Origin of the sequence: Algoriphagus ratkowskyi (assembly GCF_002150505.1) — a bacterium.
GTDB lineage: Bacteria > Bacteroidota > Bacteroidia > Cytophagales > Cyclobacteriaceae > Algoriphagus > Algoriphagus ratkowskyi.
The window spans coordinates 63,519-79,914 of the sequence record NZ_MSSV01000001.1 but is presented as its reverse complement, the minus strand read 5'-3'; the positions used below and the strand labels follow the sequence as shown (position 1 = coordinate 79,914).

Here is a 16,396-nt window from a genome sequence, read left to right as displayed (position 1 = left end):
GTTAGTCAAATAAATACCAGGTAATCCCCAGATCAATAAACGATTTATAACCCGTGTAATCTGGCGTAACAAAATATCCTTCGTCTTTCATTAGCCCACTATTCAGGTGATTGTATTTCAATAAAACTCGGGTTCGATTAATCCGAAAATTCAGAAAAACATCCGCCACAGGATAGGCATAGACATTGAAATCATTCTGAAGGTAAAATTGCTGAGTGGCGGGTGAATAGGCGGTTGCCAAATAATCTGAATGATAGCGAATATCCAAACCGATTTGGACATAAACGTTCTCATTGAACATTGGACTATCGAAATAAAATTTGGTGTTCCCGTATAATTTGGGGATTCTAAAGTTATCACCAGATTCTCCTGTGATTTGGGTGAAAATTACCTCAGTATCCCACTGAAACTTTTGGCCGATGCGCATGCTAGCTTTCAATCCTGGAATCAACATAAATGCCTCTCCGCTCGCTTGTTCGGCTATGCGCTCTTCGTTAAAATACACGTAGTTATTGATACGATTTATCGTCAAGGAAGGCCTGAGTTTGATCTTTTGGAAATCTATCTTCACCACCCCTCGAATCTGATCTACACCTACATTATCAAACGCATTATCCCATTGGTAATGATTCCCAAAGTACATCTGCTCCATAGCAGCTGGTTTGTAAACAGCCTTGGTATAATCTACCTCTAGCCAGGGAGAAATAAACAAACCGTGCAATCTGAAAGCTCCTGGAATCAGATACTCTCCGTCTGCACTAATCGACCATTTCTCGGAAATTTTACCGATTAGCTCACCGCCTAGATAAACCTCATTGAAGTTGTTACTCTCACCTTCAGGATAAAAGGGGCTTTTCATACGTCCTCCACGAAATTTCGCGTGAGCATTATAATAGAAACCTTTGAAACTTCCTTTGAACCCAACTTCATTTCCCCATTCTCTGAAATTATGCCTATTCATCGTCGTGTCAAACTGACTGCTATCTAATAAGGCATTGTAGCGAGTTTTAGGATAAAATAGGGAATCCGAGGTGTTTAAGGCTGCATCAAATGCTAAATCCTTATTCTTATAGTCAAATATATGATAAATCTGCAGCTCATCTCTGATGCTGTACTCATGATAAGCTCTTTGCTCCTGCCTCAAATCTCGCGTTTGCGTGTTGCTGAGCCATACTTTGGCATCTTCATAGGTGAAATAAACTGAGGTACTATCCACATCAGGCGGAATAATACCTCCGATTTCATTTACCTTATGAAGCATTCTGGAAAAATTAGCCAAAAGCCAATATTTTCCATTTTCAGAACGATAATTGGTGTGCACAGAATAGGAATTTTGAACCACCATATTATCATCTCTCGCTACAGGATTGAGGGTTTTCCGAGCTCGAATGGTATGAAAGTCGAAGCCTACATTCCATCTAGAATTAATATTCCGGGCAAAGGCGATATCCAACATGTTTCGTTGGCCTCCACCAAATAATGCCGACATCTCTGTGAAGGGAGATTTGGTATCAAAATATTTATTGTTTTCTGGAGCATGATAGTACAAATCATACGCTGAGAAACCTGATCTAGTACCAATTACATCGGGGATCTCATAGAACATTGGCTTAGTCGCACTACCAACATTACCCAGATTCTGATACTTCCAATTGCTTTTGGCAACAGGATCGTAATTATGAAAATTATTTAAAGCAGTATCTTGAGGATAAAGAATCAGATTGTTTCGCTTGATATCTTTTTCATAAAAGTACAAACTTGTTTTAGGTCCATAGACCATACGTGTACTATCATCCAGTAATGATTTTCTCTGCCCACCTTCCTCTTCTTCAGGGTCAAGGCCTTCTCCATTTCGTTGCTGATTAGGATTTTGGCCAGTAACAGGTACCGTACGCTGCGCAAAAGCGGCGTAAAAACTCGAAATGCTGAGGGAAAATATAAAACAGAGTAATCGTATATTCACTTAGATATCGGCCTTTTTGAAGGCTTTATGTTGGATTAGTTGTGCCAAAGTTAACTCATCATCAGTAGAAAAATTCACTTCTATCGGTAGTGCAAAAATCGGAATTTCTTTCAGAAAACCTTTGGGAGCGTAGGATTTAACTTTCACTGCATCTTTTTCGGTCGTTAGCACAACGGGATTTTGTGCACCATGTTGCTTCACTTTTGCGCGAATCCTTTCGAAATCAGCCTCCACATAGTCATGATGGTCTGCATATCTAAGCACTTCCAACAATTCATAATTCTCCGCCACATAGTTTACCAGAGACTGATCATTTGCCAAGCCAGTTAATAAGATTATTTTTCGGGAAAAAGTATTGATCTCTTCTAATGGAATAGGGATACCATAGGAAATTGAAGAAAATAAAACAGGCGTATTGGCATGACTATAGGCACGTACTTCATTTGTAACACTATCCTTTTCTACACGATCTAACACATCCGGGCATTTGGTCACAATGATAACATCAGCTCTTTTTGCGCCAGCTCTACCTTCCCTGAGTCTGCCCATAGGCAATAAATAATCGGAGAAAAAAGGCTTTTGGTAAGTCGTCAAAAGAATATTCAAGTCACCTTTTACATAGCGATGCTGAAAAGCATCATCTAAAATTACCAGTTCAGCAAAATCTGTCTTGGCAGCAATTTCCTGTAGTGCGGCTACTCGATTTTCACCTACATAAACTGAAATGTCTTGCCCGAATTTTTGATATATCTGAAAGGGTTCATCGCCTATTTCATCTGGAGAAATCTGCGGGTTTGCCTCTAAAAAACCCTTGGTTTTCCTTCCATAACCTCTACTCAGAACAGCAATTCTTTTCTCTTTGCAAAGCATTCGAATGAGAAATTCTACCATTGGTGTTTTACCCGTGCCTCCCACGCTCAGATTGCCAACTACGATGCTTGGAATTGGAGAAGGTACACTTTTCAGCCAGTCCAACTCGAAAAACCAATTACGTATCCAAGTGACCAAATGGTACAATAAAGCAAAAGGATAAAGCAAAAAAGCGTACCTGCTCATTAGAGAATTACTATTTTTGATCAAATAAACAGAAAAATTATGGGATACAAGATTAGCGATGTGATTTCCTACTTGGAACAAATCGCCCCTCCATCCTATCAGGAGTCTTACGATAACGCAACTTTGATTACAGGCGACAGAGATTCCGACGTCACAGGAATTGTTTGTTCGCTAGACTGCATAGAATCTACTATCGAAGAAGCTATAGCTTTGGGAGCCAATATGATTGTGGCTCATCACCCGATCGTTTTCAAAGGACTAAAAAGTCTCACTGGAAAGAATTATGTAGAGCGCACGATCATCAAAGCGATAAAAAATGACATCGCAATCTATGCTATTCACACTAATCTCGATCACGTAGCGCAGGGCGTAAACAAGCGGATTTCAGATCGACTGGGACTTTTGGATACCAAAATCTTAGTGCCAAAAAAGCATTTGCTCAGCAAACTTGTCTTTTATGTACCTGAGGCAGAAAAAGACAAGGTTCTTCAGGCAGTCTATAAAGCTGGAGCTGGAAAAATTGGCGAATACGCAGATTGCTCTTTTCAGGTAAATGGGACAGGAACTTTTACGCCTTCGGCAAAAGCAAATCCATCGATCGGGGAACGTGGGAAAGCGAAGGAGCTGGAAGAAGTACGTGTGGAAGTCTTAGTCTCTAATTATCTTCTATCTGGTGTATTGCAAAAAATGCGTGAAGCTCATTCCTATGAGGAAGTAGCTTATTATGTGCAAGGTCTTGAAAATGAAAATCAGGAAGTCGGTGCAGGTATGATCGGTACACTATCGGAGGAGATGGACAGTGAAGAGTTTTTGGATTACTTGAAAGACAAAATGAACTTAGATGTACTCAAGCATACAGCAGTATTACCGAGGAAAATCAAGAAAGTGGCCGTTTGTGGCGGTGCAGGAATCTTTCTTCTTGGAGATGCAAAAAGAGCGAGAGCTGACGTGTTTGTCACGGCTGACGTGAAATACCATGAGTTTTTCGACGCAGACGGAGCATTAATTCTCTGTGACATCGGACATTACGAGAGCGAAATTTTCACAAAAGAATTGCTCCACGAGTTATTGTCACAAAATTTCCCTAATATTGCACTCTATTTGACAAAAGTAGTTACAAATCCCTCATCCTACCGATAGTACATGGAAAGTACAGTAGCACAGAAACTCGAAGCTATTCACAACCTTCAACTTTTAGATTCAAAACTAGATGCCATCATTAAAGTCCGCGGAGCTCTTCCTGAAGAGGTTCAAGACTTAGAAGATGAAATTGCTGGTTATGAAACTAGATTGGAGAAATTTCAAAGTGAAATAGATTCTTTTGATAACGAAATAAAGGCGCTTAAAGAAAGCATCAAGGACTCTGAAAAACTGATCAAAAAGTACCAGGAGCAGCAGATGAATGTTCGCAATAACCGCGAATACGATGCGATCACCAAGGAGCTTGAGCTTCAGGATCTAGAGATTCAGGTTGCGAAGAAAAAAATCACTGAAGCTGGTTACCGAATTGACACTAAAAAAGTCGATTTAGAAGAATTAAGTGCAGTGAGAAAGGATCGCCAGAAAGATTTAGATCAGAAAAACAACGAATTATCTTCGATTGTATCTGAAAGCGAATCTGATGAAGCGAAACTTAAAAATGATCGTGATAAATCGCTTAAAAAAGTTGACGAAAGACTTCTTAAATCATACACCAAAATTAGAGCAAATGCCAAAAATGGCTTAGCAGTAGTCTTGGTTAAAAGAGGTGCTTGCGGTGGATGCTTTAACACAGTTCCCCCTCAAAGACAAGCTGATATTCGTGAGAAGAAAAAACTAATCGTTTGTGAGCATTGCGGTAGAATCCTTGCCGGCGTAGAAGATGAAGTAGTAGAAGAAGTAGCTCCAAAGAAAAAAAGAGCGACTAAAGCTACTAAGGCAACTAAGGCGTAAGCTGCTTATACAGCATTATCCATATAAAAGAAACCCCGAGCTTGAAGCTCGGGGTTTCTTTTTGTCCTGATTTTTGTATAGAACGCAATAATTTATCTATATTGACAGCTATGAAAAGTCTTGGAATTCTAGCTATCACCCTATTTATCTCTCTCTCTGTATTTGCTACAGAGACTGACTCCAAAACTTTTTTGGTATTGTTCAAATCAAAGGAATTAAAATCGCTGAATACCTCGTTGAAAGAAATTCAGTCACAATTTTCTTCTGACTTTAAAATCAGGACATATGCTGGAAATTCTGAGCTTGCGATGATCATAGACATTCCGGAATGCGATTTTGATGCATGTTTTCTCGGACAGTTTTTAGTATCGCTGGACAAAGGCGAAAACATCAAGCTTCAGGAAATTGCTTTCCGACTGATTGACATGACGGCTAATAAAAAATCTTTGGATAATTACCTGATAGCTATTGAAGCAAATCAGCAAAAGAAGAAAAACGATAAGCGAAGTACTACCCCAGCTCCTTAAGGTGCAGGGTGTCGTTTCTTTTTAGTAACTCGAAAGTCCCATCTTCTTTTTCTTGGAGTAAATACAAACAAAGATTCTTGTGCTCAAACTCATCCATATGGCACAAATCCCGCTTCATAATCAAACTTAAAAAGATGCGCATCGCACGCCCGTGCATGCAGACCAATATCGTATTACCTGGCCCTGCAATAATTGCATCGATTCCTTTCTGCATTCGCTTGGCTACAAGATTTGGACTTTCTCCGCCTGCGATACAATAATCTAGGTTTCCCTGGCGCCACTGATCAAGCATGTGCAAATAATATTGATTCTCTTCATGTGTCATCGGTAGCCCCTCATAATCTCCCCAAGAAATCTCGTTGAGATCGGTGGTGGAAATCGCTGGAATTCCCAAATCCAAAAATGACTGAATTGATTGCTTCGTACGCTGTAGTCCAGTGTAATAAGCCTGATCAAACGGAATGTTTTTATACGCTGCAAAAAAAGCTGCAGCCTGACTTCTGCCGTTCTCGTTGATGGGCGCGTCAATTCCACTTCCCTGCACTACGCCTTTTAGATTAAAATCAGTTTGTCCGTGCCTAACTAGGTAAATTTTTTTTCGATTCAAGATTCTCTATTTTTGTCTTCGCCCCAAAGAAAACTCATTTACTCTAATTTTCATGGTATTCGTTCAAAAGCCTTCATTGGATCAGATTAATTTAACTGGTAAAAATACAATGACAGAATTCTTGGGAATTGTTTTCACAGATATTGGAGATGATCACCTAAGCGCTACTATGCCTGTAGATGAACGAACTAAGCAACCTATGGGCTTGTTGCACGGTGGAGCCAATGTCGTGCTTGCTGAGACGCTCGGGAGTGTAGCCAGCTCGCTAACTATTGATTTGACGAAACAAGTGTGCGTAGGGCTAGAAATAAATGCTAATCACCTAAAAGGCGTTAAGTCAGGAGTGGTTACTGGAACTACCAAACCTATTCACTTAGGAAGAAGTACTCAGGTCTGGGAGATAAAAATCACAAATGAGCAAGGGCAGCTTTGCTGTATTAGCAGAATTACCATGGCGATTTTAGATAAAAAGTAATGCATACCAACGTAGCCACAAATCATACAAATACAGAAATCCTTCAACTCCTGCTTCAGCTGGGTATGACTTCTGGTGGTTCTTTCGCCATTTGGCGAAAGCCCAAAACCAACAATATTGAAATTGTCTTGGATGAGACTACCATTCCTGTTAAAGTTGATTTATCGATTGAAAAGCTTGACCCAGGATTTATTGTTCATCCATTTGCAGATCAGATGGACAAAAAAGCCTATTTCATCAAGGCCAATAAGTACTTTTCCTTTGAGCTTGACAACCCATTAGCCACTGCTGATTTACCTGAGTGGGCCAAAATCCAATTAACAAATCAGAAGAGACTTTCTCCTAATGCTATCCGGGATTTATTGTCCAAGCAAACCCTTACTCACAAGACTAAAACTTCTAAATCGAGTGAGGAAAAAGCACATTTCATACAGCTGGTGAAAAAAGGTATCGAAGCGATTCAGCAAAAACAGCTCGAAAAAGTTGTGCCTGCTCGAACCAAGACTATTTCTATTCCTTTGGATTTCAACTTGGGCAGTACACTGCTGAACTTAATGGATTCTTATCCTAATGCCTTTATTAATTTCTTCCATTTGCCTCATGTTGGCACTTGGATCGGCGCTTCTCCCGAGACCTTGATTGAGACAAAAGGAGATACATTTTATACTATGTCTCTAGCCGGAACGCAAAAAGCAAGTGGAGATAATCCACTCAAGTCTGTTGCATGGACACAAAAGGAAATTGAGGAACAAGCACTAGTCAGTAGATATATAGTTGCCTGTTTCAAAAAAATACGCTTACGCGAATACGAAGAGCATGGGCCAAAAACAGTTATGGCTGGCAATCTTCTGCATCTTCGATCAGACTTCAGAATCAACATGCAAGAAACCGGATTCCCCGAACTTGGATCCATCATGCTTGAACTACTCCATCCTACATCGGCAGTCTGCGGAATGCCTAGACGAGAAGCGCATGATTTCCTTCAGGAATTTGAAGGGTTCGATCGTTCATTTTATTCAGGATTCTTGGGATCAGTAAATATTCAGGGAAGCACCTCGATCTATGTTAATTTGAGGACTGCCAGTCTTCATGACGATCAAGCCACGCTGTATGCGGGAGCGGGTGTTACTGAAGATTCTGACCCAGAAAAAGAATGGGAAGAAACAGAGCTTAAATGCCAAATCATAGGTAGATTCATTCAAAATCCAAGCGCTTGATTCTTACTCAAATCACCGAATTAGTAGCTATTTGTGCCAAAAAAGGCATATCTAACGTCATTCTTTCTCCAGGATCGAGATGCGCACCATTGACATTAGCATTTGCTAGACATCCTGACATTCATGCAAGATCAATTTCTGATGAACGATCGGCTGCATTTATAGCAATGGGAATTGCACAGCAACTAGAGCAACCTGTAGCACTGGTATGTACTAGTGGTTCCGCGGCTTTGAATTATTTTCCAGCAATTGCAGAGGCATTTTTCCAACAAATCCCACTGCTGATCCTCACTGCTGATCGTCCTTCAGAATGGATTGATCAGTACGATGGACAGACTATTTTCCAGCCCGATGTGTACGGAAAGCACGTGAAAGGGAGCTTCCAATTCCCGGACTCATCTAGCAATCCGGATCAACTTTGGCACTCATCACGCATTGTCAATGAAGCAATCAACTTAGCTAATCAATTTCCCGCAGGACCAGTTCATATCAATATTCCTCTACGAGAGCCCTTCTATCCAGAGGTTAATGAACAATTGGTTTTCCCAGAAAAGCCACGGGTTTTCAGTGTTTTAAAAAGCAAAACTATTCCCACTGATGAATCACTGGTCCAGTTCAAAAACAGACTGGAAATTGTTCAAAAAATCGTGATTATTTCCGGACAGCAGCGGCCAAACGCGCAGCTTCAAATCTTAGTGGATAATCTTTCTAAAGACTTAAATGTGGTAATCGTCACAGATACCATTAGCAACCTTCAATCTGATCAAACTATTAATCTTCACGATCACTGGCTTGGAAACGAGGCCATTTCAGAAGAATTGAAGCCTGATTTGATTATTAGTTTTGGAAAGTCTGTCATCTCAAAATCACTCAAGCTTTTCCTCAGAAAGACTCAAGCCTCGCATTGGCATGTCCAACCTGACGGTATGGCAAAAGACACTTTTCTGCGACTGACAAGGAATATTGGTACATCACCAGCATTTTTCCTGCATTGGTTAAATCAAAATCTTGGTGTTCAAAACGCTGATTACTACCAAGCATGGCATACGTTGGAAAAATCAGTTGCAGAGAATCTACCTCAAATTTTAAACAAGGAAACTTTTGGGGAATATTCAGCACTTGCTTTCTGTCTAAGTCAAACTCCTTCTCATTCTAAAATCCACGTCGCCAATAGCATGGCTGTTCGCTATTTGAATTTGCTGGGTAAAAGAAATCAGGAAGTAATCTGCAATCGTGGTACAAGTGGCATCGATGGATCCAACTCCACAGCAGTAGGATGTACTTTTACTACAAAAGAGATCGTCACATTAATTACCGGTGACATGGCATTCTTCTACGATCGCAATGCGTTTTGGCATAATTACACCTTTGCTAATCTTCGTATTATTTTACTCAACAATCACGCAGGTGGCATATTTAGATTGATCGATGGGCCAAAAAATCAGCCTGAGCTGGAAGAGTATTTCGAAACGAGACAAAATCTGACAGCTCAGCATCTGGCTACGGAGTTTGGTTTCTTTTATTCCAAAGTCGTGAATCAGGAAGAATTGGAAGCTTCATTGGAGGACTTTTATGAAGATTCGCTTCATTCAAAAATTCTGGAAATCGAAACTTCCAGCCCTCTAAACGCAGAAATATTGAAATCCGTAAAAGAAAAAATCAAGACTGCAATTCAGCGCCAATAGTAGAATCGGGAGAAGAAGTTCTCCCGATTGTATTTATGCTCCATACCAAAAGTCCAAGCTCTCCCAATTCGAATAAGGTCAGCGGAATTAACGCGAAAAGCGCTCCTACAACGGTAAACATCAATACTCCAGACACTAATCCCAAAGCACCAATAACCTGAGGGATATTGGACCAAAGCTTTTTATAGCTAAGAAACCCAACTCCCATAAAAGCATAGGCTAAACCAAATGTGCTGATCTTGACTTCGTAATAGTCCTTAAGATCCAAGCTACTCATATTTAAGGCAAGGAAATCTACTCCCGCCCACAGCGCATTTGCAAGAAGCATCACCCAAAGTGCGATCTGTAAAATTTTATTTGGGAAAGCTGAGGTCATTTTGATCAAGCCAAAAATAAATAGAGAAAAAGTGATCAAAACGCCCGCTTTCACTAACCCAAAATTCAGGGTATTTACATAACTCCCTTCCATCCACTCAATCTCCATACTGATTTCAAAGTAACTTAAGCAGAAATAAACCAAGCCAGCTCCAAAACCTACGTATAGCCAAGTCACTATCGACTTCGGATAAGAAGTAGCCGTACCCTTCTCTATATTCTCCCACTGTGCTCCCAAAGCCTCAAACAGTGTCTTGATGGTATAACTCCTTGGAGTCACTTCTCCCGCTTCTATGCGCTGTATTGTCCGCACATTCAAATTACAAAGTTCGACCAGCTCTTCCTGTGTCAGTCCTTTTGCCTTTCTCATTTCAGAGATACGCTTGCCTAATTCTGGTTGCTTCATGTTGTGTATAGTTTGATTTACCATGGCAATTTCTCTGATTAGATTTTGACTTTAGACGTAGTATGCTCGGTTTTGACCCGACTTTCACCCGACATTTCAATTTTGAGCTAAACTAATGCAAACGAGTCTAACTCTATGAGACGAAATATCCTAAATGACAGTAATTCTACATTTGATTCACCTTATACAATCTTTGGTAGATTTTAGATCTGCTATGGAAAAACAGCGGAATCGACAGCATTCTATTTCATTTGAATCAAGCCAAATAAACAAACTTTCTGGCGTGCTGTAGCGAAAAGAATAGCGAAGACGTCTTGGTATTGATTTAAAACTAAAACCAATAAATACATTATGATGAGTGTAAAATCATTTGCAACAAAGAATCTTAAATCTTTGGCTACAGTAGCATTATTAGCTGGAACGATTGGGTTGACTAGCTGCATGGATGACAATGATCCAATCGAGTACCCAGATGCGGGCTACATTTCTATTTACAATGGAGCACCCAGTAACGAGGGGACGATTGTATATGCCAATCAAAATAAGGTAAACGATTTTCCATTAAATTATTCAAAAGTTTTACCCTACAAAAATTTCTACCCGGGTAAAAGACTCTTTAAATTTTCTGAACCGAATTCCCTTACTTCCCTTTTGGAAAAAGAATTTGAAATCAAGGTGGATTCTGTTTACTCTATGTTTATAATAGAGGTCGCTGGAGCTTTAGATGCAATCCTAGTTGATGACGATTGGTCGGAGCCTACTACAACTGAAGCTCAACTTCGAATGGTAAATCTTTCCCCTGATGCAGGTTCTGTATCGTTAAAACTCGACAAACTAGAGACTCCTATCTTCAGCGATGTTGCTTTCAAATCCAACTCGGAATTTGAAAGTATAGCCACTTCTATCTATAACCTTTCAGTCGTTTCTAGCAAAGGAGAAATCCTTGCGACAGCTACGAACATTGAATTGAAAGGTAGCAGAGTTTATACGCTGGTGGTAAGAGGATATGAACTTTCTACTGTTAACTCCAAAAAGCTTGATTTGCAATTAATTACCAACTATATAGATTACTAAGTAATCATACTACCACAATGCAAAATCCCGATCTGAATTAGGTCGGGATTTTTTTATTTTTAACGCAGTAGGGCACAGAGGATGATACAGAGATCGCCAGCTTTTATGATTTCCTATTCTGAATGACTTTGCCTGTAAAGACTATCATCAATTATTTCACATCATGAGTAGGTAGTTCTCACCTCCACGTACAGACTGTTCTTAAAACAAAGCAGTAACGCTGAGTTGGGATTTCCTATTACATCTTCCTATCATTGGAATTTGCAATTCAGAATATTCAATGGACTCAACTTATAGAATGAAGTCACAGGTATCCTTCAGTTAAGATCACTTTTCTGCTTTTGATGAGCAATTGAAATGTTTGGGTATACAGGTGGCTACTTGAGATGGAAATCTTGTTCGAATAGGGAAATGATAGCTTAGCTATTTATGGTATGTTATAAACTCCAAGTCGGTCCAGCTTATGAAAATGCAGGTCATCTATGTGAGCTTTGTGTAATTACCGTGGTGAGCCAATCGCTTTAAATAGTTTCTACGAAAAATAGCAAAAAAATAGCCTTTCTGATACACAGAAGGCATTTTTCGATTTAAGATTTGTTCATTAAAATCATGAACCTTCGGATGAAAAATCTTTCGTCTCTATTTATTCCCTCCGAAGTTCATCTTAAAGCTTGCACCGAACAAACCATACGTATCACCATAGCCAGAAACTTGCTTCAGCTGGTAATTATAGAAAGGCATAATCACGTAGCTAGCACTTTTGGATTCCAGTAAAAGTAGGTTCAGTCCAAAGTTTATCGTAGCAAAAGGATAGAATTTGCTTTCCGTGGCTTCCAGAGAAGCGGCACTATTCATTGATTTACTACTCAGAGAAACAGAAGAAAATCCATCCGCATTTACACTGTAACTAGCCACTTGCCGATCATAACTATTTTCTTGTCTCCCACTCTCATTAAGCGCATAATAGTTAGAAAAACCAGCCTGTACCGAAATGGAGTTGTTTTTAGTCAGCGGATATTTGATGAATACTGGCACTTCTAATTGCATTTGACGTATTTCCAACTTTTCAGTTTGCGGATAAGAATTTCCAAATGCCATCACAGTGCTCTGTTGCTCGGTATTCTGACTGAGGTAATTCAGACCAAGACCAGAACCTAGCGTAAACTTGCCTGGCAACTTAATATCCACCAACATCCCAAGTCCGATTGTCTGAGCCGTTGCTACTTGATTGTCATTTTGTATAGCTCCAAAACCCGGTGAAAGACCCATACCTAGTCCCACGTTAGATTTTTCTTTTTCTATTTCTGGAAAATCACTTTCAGCCACAAACTGTTGCTTATCGGAAGGCGCAATCGTAGTGAGAGGTTCTTCTACCTTGGTTGCAGACTCTTCAATTGTCAGAGCCAATGACTCTTCTACCGATCTCTCTACCATTTGATTTTCAGCCTTTTCAATTACTTTTGTTTCGGCTATCAGCGGAGGTTTTTGAATACTTATTCGTTCTTTATCCAGTTCTCGTCCTTTCTCGATTGGAGTAAGTGGCTTTACAGGAAGAATGGTAGCGTCTTCCTTAATCTCAGCCTTTTCAGCTCGAACAGATTTATTTAATACTTTCGGATCGATCGTAGTTTTAGAAGATTTTTGCTCTTCCTCTCCTTCTAACAATAGTTTTGTGCCAGAGTTAGGTGAAACTGTTTGTTGATCAATCATAGGTTCAGCACTAGGCTCAACTACCTCTCTATCCACTAAAGGAAGGTGCTCTGCCTTATTTTCGCGTGCTCTTGTTGTTCCATCTGCAAGTTGTATTTCTGGTGAATTCGTAATTCCATTCTCAGTTAAATCAAAAGAATTTAATCCTACTGCTAGTAATAGTAGAGACGCAGCGATCCCCGATACCCAATAAGTAATTTGTCTACGCTTACGCTGCCCACGCTTTTTCTGAAAAGCCTCCCAAGCGCCCAATTCGTAGGGCACTGAAGCTTCTGCTAACTTCTCTTTAAGGGAAGCAGCAATTTCTTTATCCAGCTTATCTTCCTTCATATTCTTTCAAGTGTAATGATACTAAGTTGCGGAGCTGAGCTTTTGCCCTAGCCAGATAGACTCTGGATGAACTTTCCGTTAAGCCAAGCTTTTCGCCAATCTCCTTATGACTATAGCCTTCGATCTCATAGAGATTAAATACCATTCTATGATCTACTGGTAACAGATTTATTAAATTTATGATATCCTGAAATGCCAAATCCTGCAAGGCATTCACTTCGTGAAAAACTCCGGTTTCTTCAGATACATCGGATTGATTTTGGAATTTCTTCTGCTTTCGAAAATAGTCTATCGCAGTATTTACGGTGATTCTGCGAAGCCAAGCCTTGACAGATTGGAAGTCCTCGAATTTCTTAATCGATCCGAAAAACTTGATAAATGAGTCGTTGGTAATCTCATCTGCAAGCATCTTATCTTTGGAATAGGACAGACTGATCCCCATGACATAGCCATAGTATTTTTTGTAGAATACCTCTTCGTACTTCGCTGATCGTCGTTTGCAACCTTCGATCAACTCCTGATCAGTCCAATTCAATTCAACCCTTTTAATCTATGGTTTCGATCTCCATCTTGGAGTCGGAATTTTTCATTTTGTAGCTGCGCTTTTTTAATTCAAGCTCGAGGAGCTGATTTCAGCAGTAGCTTCAGAAATTTTTCTATACTCTTTTACATCTCCAGTAGTGAGGCAATCTGCCATTCCTTGTAAATTCTGAGGATGATTAACCTTCGCAAAATTAAGTCCTTCTACCGGAAAACCCGTGTTGATTGAGTCATTCTCCGAGCCAGCGTTAAAAGCGCTACTCGTAAATATCAAAACCAGATAGATTCTCAGAAGTGAATTCATAGTGCTTTTATATCCTGACGGAAAGCGGCTTAAAAACGCTACAGATTAAAGGAAAAATGATTATCCGCATTGAGGGCAGTAAACTCTCTTTCATGGCTTCTCCGGTTGAAAGACCTCCCAATCGCTATTGGGAGACGGAAGACCGAAGAGCCGGATATGCAAATGTTAACCATATATTAATTCACTTTTTGCCTTTTGCTGGCGCAAATGTGGATAAGCATAAAAAAAATAGGCTTAACTTCTTTAAAATACTAGAGTCCAAAAATTTTTTTACTGAAAAGTAATTTGAGAAAATATGAAAAGGTTTAAGTAATGGTAAATAGCCTAACGCAAAAAGACGGAGGTTTTACAACCACCGCCTTTTTCATTTTTCATCAGTCATCCGACATGCATCATTCCACGATTACCTACACTCCAAATACTCTAGGCAACCAAAGTGTAATCTCAGGGAAAAGCATAATCAGAATCAAGGCTATGACCATGGCTGCATAGAATGGCAACATAGGTTTGATGATTTTCTGTATAGTGGTATTCGCCACACCCACTCCAATAAAGAGGATTGAACCTACTGGAGGAGTACAAAGACCAATGCAAAGATTAAGCACCATCATAATACCAAAGTGAACTGGATCCACACCAAGCGCCGTCACAACTGGAAGGAATATCGGAGTGAAAATCAGTACTGCTGGAGTCATATCCATAAATATCCCGACGACTAGTAGTAACAAATTGATCATAATAAGAATCACAAAAATATTATCACTCAATCCCAATAGAGAATTCGAAATATTTTGAGGGATTTCCTCACTTGACATCACCCAGGACATTGCCATGGAAGTTGCGATGAGTAGCATTACTACTGCAGTAGTCTCTGCTGATTTCAGCAAAACTGATGGCAAATCTTTCACTTTAAGTTCGCGATAAATAAGCGACAGGACTAATGAGTACACTACCGCAATAGCCGAAGCTTCTGTGGCAGTAAATACACCGCCTATTATACCGCCGATCACTACAAACAGCAGGAATAAGCTAGGAACGGCCGCCCAAAATGTTTTCAGAATTACACCAAAAGAAGAACCTTCTCCTGCTGGTAGCTTATGAACTCTTACCATAATTGCAGCTGTCACCATTAACAATCCGCCAACCAATAATCCCGGCAAATAACCTGCAACGAATAAGGCTGCAACTGAAACACCTCCCGAAGCCAATGAATAAACGATCAATACATTGGATGGAGGGATAATCAATCCGGTAGTAGAAGAAGTAATATTCACTGCCGCGCCAAGTTCTTTTGGATAGCCTTCCTTCTCCATTCTCTTGCCCAAAATTCCTCCCATAGAGGATGCTGCTGCTACTGCAGAACCCGCAATCGCCCCCATAAGCATCGCTGCAATGATATTCACATGTAGCAATCCGCCTCGCATTCTTCCTGTTAAGGCCTTTGCAAATTCAATCAGTCGATTGGCTATTCCTCCACGATTCATCAATTCTCCTGCGAGAATGAAAAAAGGAATCGCCAGTAAGGAAAAACTATCCAATCCAGTACCCATTCGCTGAGCGATGGTGGTGATTGCCGGCATAGTTTGAACTGTCACCAGTAAGGTCAGCATGCTGGAAAGCCCAAGACTCCAAGCCACTGGCACTCCTATTCCTAAAAAGAAAAGAAAGGAAATCACTAATATTAATACGCTTAAAATCTCCATTACACCGTAGCTTTAATACTTGTCAAAAATTTAATTGCCACGACCTGATAGTAAATCACCAATAGCCCGCTAAATGGGATTATTCCGTAGATATATGCCAGTGGAATCTGCAGCACAGCAGATCTCTGTTCCAAAATAAATGTAAGATAAACTAGGTTAGTCCCGCCAATAACCATTACTACAAGTGCGAAGACTAAAACACAGCTATTTATCAAGATCATTAATTTATCCTGTCCTTTTTCTTCCAGTTTAGTCAGGAGAATATCAATGGCCAAATGCTCATTTTTCCCTGCGACATAAGCTGCTCCCAGCATCCCTACCCAGATCAGCATATAACGGGACAATTCATCCGTGAACGAACTCGGGCTTTGAAAAACATAGCGAGAAGTGACCTGCCAGGTCACATTGAGCACCATGAGAGCCATCAAGATGACCAAGATATGGGCAATCCATTTATCAAGGCTTAACTTGGTATGGGGTGAAAACATAGGT

General features: G+C 40.1%; 16 protein-coding genes. 7 read left to right on the top strand and 9 right to left on the bottom strand.

Features of this window, described 5'->3' with window-relative positions; all coding sequences use genetic code 11:
* Position 1: 1 nt before the first annotated feature.
* Both BVH02_RS00410 and lpxK read right to left on the bottom strand, forming a co-directional pair.
* Complete coding sequence (locus BVH02_RS00410; RefSeq protein WP_223271779.1) at positions 2-1,963, bottom strand: putative porin; 1,962 nt, start codon at positions 1,961-1,963, stop codon at positions 2-4.
* On the bottom strand, positions 1,964-3,019 hold the full coding sequence (lpxK, locus tag BVH02_RS00405; RefSeq protein ID WP_086497763.1) for a tetraacyldisaccharide 4'-kinase: 1,056 nt from the start codon (positions 3,017-3,019) through the stop codon (positions 1,964-1,966).
* Positions 3,020-3,058: 39 nt separating this feature from the next.
* On the opposite strand from lpxK, the gene BVH02_RS00400 reads away from it, so the two are divergent.
* From BVH02_RS00400 to BVH02_RS00390, 3 genes are all read left to right on the top strand, one after another.
* Entirely contained in the window at positions 3,059-4,159 is a 1,101-nt protein-coding gene (locus tag BVH02_RS00400; protein ID WP_086497762.1) for a Nif3-like dinuclear metal center hexameric protein, read from the top strand.
* Between the two features lie 3 nt (positions 4,160-4,162).
* The gene (locus BVH02_RS00395; protein WP_086497761.1) at positions 4,163-4,951 is read left to right on the top strand and encodes a zinc ribbon domain-containing protein; all 789 of its coding nucleotides are present in this window, start codon (positions 4,163-4,165) and stop codon (positions 4,949-4,951) included.
* 110 nt (positions 4,952-5,061) lie between these two features.
* A complete protein-coding gene (locus tag BVH02_RS00390; protein ID WP_086497760.1) occupies positions 5,062-5,478 on the top strand; it encodes a hypothetical protein in 417 nt (138 codons plus the stop codon).
* On the opposite strand, the gene BVH02_RS00385 is transcribed toward BVH02_RS00390, so the two are convergent.
* Entirely contained in the window at positions 5,462-6,085 is a 624-nt protein-coding gene (locus tag BVH02_RS00385; protein ID WP_086497759.1) for a histidine phosphatase family protein, read from the bottom strand. The genes BVH02_RS00390 and BVH02_RS00385 overlap by 17 nt on opposite strands.
* A gap of 52 nt (positions 6,086-6,137) precedes the next feature.
* On the opposite strand from BVH02_RS00385, the gene BVH02_RS00380 reads away from it, so the two are divergent.
* The 3 genes from BVH02_RS00380 to menD are packed head-to-tail and all read left to right on the top strand — an operon-like array spanning position 6,138 to position 9,462.
* Positions 6,138-6,560 carry a hotdog fold thioesterase gene (locus BVH02_RS00380; protein WP_086497758.1) on the top strand — a complete coding sequence of 141 codons (423 nt, stop codon included), beginning with the start codon at positions 6,138-6,140 and terminating at the stop codon, positions 6,558-6,560.
* A complete protein-coding gene (locus BVH02_RS00375; RefSeq protein WP_086497757.1) occupies positions 6,560-7,777 on the top strand; it encodes a chorismate-binding protein in 1,218 nt (405 codons plus the stop codon). The genes BVH02_RS00380 and BVH02_RS00375 overlap by 1 nt, the downstream gene beginning before the upstream one ends.
* Entirely contained in the window at positions 7,774-9,462 is a 1,689-nt protein-coding gene (menD, locus tag BVH02_RS00370) for a 2-succinyl-5-enolpyruvyl-6-hydroxy-3-cyclohexene-1-carboxylic-acid synthase (protein ID WP_086497756.1), read from the top strand. The genes BVH02_RS00375 and menD overlap by 4 nt, the downstream gene beginning before the upstream one ends.
* On the opposite strand, the gene BVH02_RS00365 is transcribed toward menD, so the two are convergent.
* Positions 9,437-10,243, bottom strand: coding sequence for a helix-turn-helix domain-containing protein (locus BVH02_RS00365; RefSeq protein ID WP_086497755.1), 807 nt, complete (start codon positions 10,241-10,243; stop codon positions 9,437-9,439). The two genes, menD and BVH02_RS00365, sit on opposite strands and share 26 nt — an antisense overlap.
* Positions 10,244-10,594: 351 nt before the next feature.
* On the opposite strand from BVH02_RS00365, the gene BVH02_RS00360 reads away from it, so the two are divergent.
* The gene (locus tag BVH02_RS00360; protein ID WP_086497754.1) at positions 10,595-11,317 is read left to right on the top strand and encodes a DUF4397 domain-containing protein; all 723 of its coding nucleotides are present in this window, start codon (positions 10,595-10,597) and stop codon (positions 11,315-11,317) included.
* 639 nt (positions 11,318-11,956) lie between these two features.
* Here BVH02_RS00360 and BVH02_RS00355 read toward each other — a convergent pair.
* From BVH02_RS00355 to BVH02_RS00330, 5 genes are all read right to left on the bottom strand, one after another.
* Positions 11,957-13,357, bottom strand: a complete 1,401-nt coding sequence (locus BVH02_RS00355) for a porin family protein (RefSeq protein WP_086497753.1) — start codon at positions 13,355-13,357, stop codon at positions 11,957-11,959.
* Positions 13,344-13,892, bottom strand: a complete 549-nt coding sequence (locus BVH02_RS00350) for an RNA polymerase sigma factor (RefSeq protein WP_086497752.1) — start codon at positions 13,890-13,892, stop codon at positions 13,344-13,346. Before BVH02_RS00350 ends, BVH02_RS00355 begins: the two co-directional genes overlap by 14 nt.
* Positions 13,893-13,964: 72 nt before the next feature.
* Positions 13,965-14,201, bottom strand: a complete 237-nt coding sequence (locus BVH02_RS00345; protein ID WP_086497751.1) for a hypothetical protein — start codon at positions 14,199-14,201, stop codon at positions 13,965-13,967.
* Between the two features lie 407 nt (positions 14,202-14,608).
* On the bottom strand, positions 14,609-15,904 hold the full coding sequence (locus tag BVH02_RS00335; protein WP_086497749.1) for a TRAP transporter large permease: 1,296 nt from the start codon (positions 15,902-15,904) through the stop codon (positions 14,609-14,611).
* Positions 15,904-16,392: a TRAP transporter small permease gene (locus tag BVH02_RS00330; RefSeq protein WP_086497748.1), complete on the bottom strand. Its 489-nt coding sequence runs from the start codon at positions 16,390-16,392 to the stop codon at positions 15,904-15,906. The genes BVH02_RS00335 and BVH02_RS00330 overlap by 1 nt, the downstream gene beginning before the upstream one ends.
* Between the last annotated feature and the right edge of the window lie 4 nt (positions 16,393-16,396).